Origin of the sequence: Terriglobus sp. YAF25 (assembly GCF_052113305.1) — a bacterium.
GTDB lineage: Bacteria > Acidobacteriota > Terriglobia > Terriglobales > Acidobacteriaceae > Terriglobus.
In genome coordinates this window covers 1-3,811 of sequence record NZ_JBFRCY010000614.1, presented here as the reverse complement: position 1 = coordinate 3,811, position 3,811 = coordinate 1, and the positions used below count along the sequence as shown (strand labels likewise).

The 3,811-nt window shown below is 55.9% G+C and carries 4 protein-coding genes and 1 pseudogene; all 5 read left to right on the top strand.

What is annotated here, in order from left to right; all coding sequences use genetic code 11:
* On the top strand, nucleotides 1-1,120 hold a 1,120-nt coding region (locus AB4043_RS21155), incomplete at its 5' end, for a sodium:solute symporter family transporter (protein ID WP_442307997.1).
* 58 nt (nucleotides 1,121-1,178) lie between these two features.
* Nucleotides 1,179-1,913, top strand: a complete 735-nt coding sequence (locus AB4043_RS21150; RefSeq protein ID WP_442307996.1) for a glucosamine-6-phosphate deaminase — start codon at nucleotides 1,179-1,181, stop codon at nucleotides 1,911-1,913.
* Nucleotides 1,914-1,933: 20 nt separating this feature from the next.
* Nucleotides 1,934-2,599 (top strand): hypothetical protein, encoded by a 666-nt coding sequence (locus AB4043_RS21145; protein ID WP_442307995.1) that lies wholly within the window; start codon nucleotides 1,934-1,936, stop codon nucleotides 2,597-2,599.
* A gap of 480 nt (nucleotides 2,600-3,079) precedes the next feature.
* Nucleotides 3,080-3,217 (top strand): hypothetical protein, encoded by a 138-nt coding sequence (locus AB4043_RS21140; protein ID WP_442299524.1) that lies wholly within the window; start codon nucleotides 3,080-3,082, stop codon nucleotides 3,215-3,217.
* Nucleotides 3,218-3,342: 125 nt separating this feature from the next.
* A pseudogene (locus AB4043_RS21135) lies at nucleotides 3,343-3,811 on the top strand (hypothetical protein); the annotation flags it as partial.

The window sequence follows — 3,811 nt, the reverse complement described above, 5'->3', positions numbered from 1 at the left end:
CTTTGACGTCGGCGCCAAGTGGAGTGCATCAGCAATCCTTCTGCACGTGTTCGCCGGCGTACCTTTTCTCTGGGGAGTCCTGCTGACCGGCGGTGTCACAGTGGTGTACTCCGTAATGGGAGGCCTCTGGGCTGACGCGCTTACCGACCTGAGTCAATTCGTGATTCAACTGGTCGCAGGCATCTCCATGCTGGTGGCAGTGATGATCAGGCTGGGCGGCGTGAGCTCGCTTTGGCGCATGTGGAAGCTGTTGCCACCGGACCATGTGAAGCCGTTTCACGGCGAGTATACGGTCGTCTTCGCAGCAACATATTTCTTTGTAAACATGCTCTCCTACAATGGTGGAACCTGGAGCCTGGCGCAGCGATTCCTTGCTTCAGCGACGCCGGCTGATGCTCGACGGTCGGCGATGCTTTCAGCGTTTCTTTACCTGGTATGGCCGCCGGTTTTGTTCTTTCCCATGTGGGCAGCGCCGCTCATCTTTCCGCACCTGCAGGATCCTTCGGAATCCTACGGGCTGCTTACCCAAACGCTGCTTCCCTCTGGGCTGATTGGATTGGTGCTTGCCGGTCTATTTGCGCATACCATGGCTATGACGTCATCCGATGCAAATGCAGTGTCAGCCGTAATCGTTCGAGATATCATTCCCGTTCTCCGAGGCAAACGAGCAAAGTTGCAGGACTCTCCGCAGCTTTTGCTGGGTCGCATTGTGACCTTCTCGTTCCTCTTACTCAGCATGGTGCTCGCCTTGTTTGCCTCTCATTTTGGCGGTGTAGTCGGTATTGTCATTCTTTGGTATGGTGCCTTGAGTGGACCGATTGCAATCCCGATTCTCCTCGGCCTATTGCTTCCCTTCCGCCGAAGCGGATCTGCCGCGGCRATCGGATGCTGGATTGCTGGTGCCGTGACATTCGGTGCTTTGAAAATGTTTCCACCGCAGAACTGGCTCTCCCTAAGTCCACGCTTCGCGAATGCCTTCACTGTGGGAGCGCCAATGTTTGCCGCGCTGCTCACCTACCTTGCGCTCGGTTTTATAGCGCCTGAACGACGCGAAGACTCTAACAATTTGCTGATGACCCTCGACTCCGATGTCGAGGAAACCGTCCTGCCACTTCGATAGCCCACTTCGATAACCCGGGAACCTTGCTTTCGTGAATACAACTACACTGAGGAACTTGATGGATATTCGCGTTACCAACACGCGCACAGAGATGGGCCGGCAGGCGGCGGCCGACATTGCAGCCGCGATTCGCGACGGGCTTCAAAAGAAGTCTCATCTTCGCATCGTTCTGGCAGCCGCTCCCAGCCAGAGCGAGATGTTGTCTGCATTAATCGCCGAACCAGGTATCGACTGGCACCGCATCACAGCCTTCCATATGGACGAGTACATCGGGCTGCCCTCCAATGCTCCTCAGCGGTTTGCCAACTGGTTGCGCGAAGCCTTTTTCAACCACGTTCCTTTGGCCGCCTGCCATCTGAGTGAGCCTGGAGACGACGCAGAGGCAGCCTGCCATGAATACGCACGTAAGCTGGCCGAAGCCCCCGTCGATTTTGTTCTCCTCGGAGTCGGGACAAATGGACACCTTGCGTTTAATGACCCTCCTGCAGATCTAGAGGATCCACTTGCAGTGAAGGTGGTGGAGCTGGACGAAGTCTGCCGGCAACAGCAAGTGGACGACGCTTGCTTTGCAACGCTCGATGAAGTACCCCGCACAGCGGTCTCGCTGACGGTGCCAACGCTGCTAAGTGGACAGAGGCTCTTCTGTTGCGTTCCGGGATCGAATAAAAGCGCGGCTGTTCAGGCTATGGTTGAATATCCCATCAGTGGTGAATGCCCAGCGACTGCGCTGCGAACGCATCCGCGCTGCGCTGTATATCTCGATCGCGATTCAAGTGCCCGGCTTGATCGATAAACTTCGTGGGAGAAGACGCTTTGAGCGGAACACCTATCCTCGGCCGTGATCCCGGCACCGGTCAATGCATCCGAGTGCTGATAGAAGATGGAACAATTGCTTCCATTGAAGAGTGTGAGCAGACCACTGACCTCTGGATTTCCRCAGGCTTGATTGATCTGCAGGTAAATGGCTATGCAGGTTTCGATGTCAATGGCGAAGATGTCATTCCAAACACTGTTATCGACCTGGTACAAGCGATGCTTGCTACGGGCGTCACCTGTTTTGCGCCAACTATCATTACTGCGCCTGAAGCCACGATTCTTCGCAATCTACGCGCAATCGCGGACGCACGCAAACGTGATTCGCGTTCCGCCGCGTGCATACCGTTTATTCATGTCGAAGGTCCCCATATCTCGCCGGTCGACGGATATAGAGGCGCACACTCCAGGGAGTTTGTTCGTCCTCCATCACTCGCTGAGTTCGAGCGCTGGCAGGCGGCAAGCGGAGGGCTCGTTGGGCTCGTCACTCTTTCACCGCATTTTGACCGGTCAGATGAGTACATCTCCGCACTCGTTTCACGAGGGGTCCACGTAGCAATTGGCCATACCCATGCCTCCCCTGAGCAGATTCAATGGAAGGAACAACGACTCTGGCAGGCGCTGCAATCCCGCTTGTCCACTGTATTGGCAAGGCTGTCCGAATGACGGGCCGTTCACTTTCCGAAGTGCTCTCCATGGCTACCGCGAATCCCGGACGCTTTGCCTGTGGACGAGGACTGCTCCAGGAAGGAGTACGTGCGGACCTCATTTGTTTCCGCTGGACAGGTGAAATTGCTATCCATGATGTATGGCTGGCAGGCGAACTGGTGCATCAGGAATCGGCCTGACCGCATTTCTGAATGCGATACCCAAGCTAAACCGTGGAGTACTTTTTGCAGAGCCGCTGGATCTCTGCAATCTGTGCAGGCCCTCCGGTAAGACTCTTCTCTTCCCCCTCATACGACACGCTCTTTTCGCGGCGATCGCTATGCAACGTGGATTCACTCTAGCGACACGAAACACGTCCCCCTTCAAAGCCGCAGGCATTCCATTAATCCATCCGTGGACGTTCTAGGATTCATAGAACCCATCTGGTGCAGCAACATGTTCTCTAAAGCGGCGCACTTTTCAAGTACGCTGTTGGGAATGAACATTCAACTGATCCTCTCCGCAATCGATGACCAGATCAGCAAGCTCGAACAGGCACGCGCCATGCTTACCTCAGTCAAGGCGCCGACCGGCAGAACGCCCTCTCCTAAGCAACAGCGAAAAAACGTATCGTGAGTCCAGAGGCCCGTGCCAAAATTGCCGCGGCCCAAAAGAAACGTTGGGCGGCAGCGAAAAGGGCAACCTAAATTTTCACTTATCAACGTTCTCTTTCATATCCAAAAGCCGCTATTATTCCGGACATGCGTTCACTCCTGACCATCGTCCTCCTTGCGTCCCTCTCGGCCTCCGCGCAAACCAAATCGCAGTCGAAGGTCGCCGAACGCCCCTACATGGGCTGGAGCAGCTGGTCCTTCCTCCGCGGCAGAGTCTCCGAAGAAACCGTGAAGGCCCAGGTCGACGCGCTTTTAGCCGCCAAGCTCCCCGACTACGGCTATCGCTATATCAATCTCGACGCCGGATGGGCCGAGGGCTACGACGAGCACGGCATCCCCAAAACTAACCTCACCAAGTTCCCCTCAGGGATGGACGGCTTCGGCCAGTACCTCCACGGCAAGAGCCTGCTGTTCGGCATTTATATGAACCCAGGCATCGACCCCAAGCTCTACGACGCCAACCCCTCCATCGAAGGCACTACCGCACACATCAAAGACATCACCATCACCACGCTCCCCGGCAGCACGCACAAGGGCCGGCAGCACGCACAAGGGC

What these genes read in the sequence shown, in the direction of transcription:
- AB4043_RS21150 (WP_442307996.1), top strand. Translation starts at nt 1,179, where the DNA reads ATGGATATTCGCGTTACCAACACGCGCACAGAGATGGGCCGGCAGGCG.
- AB4043_RS21140 (WP_442299524.1), top strand. Translation starts at nt 3,080, where the DNA reads ATGAACATTCAACTGATCCTCTCCGCAATCGATGACCAGATCAGCAAG.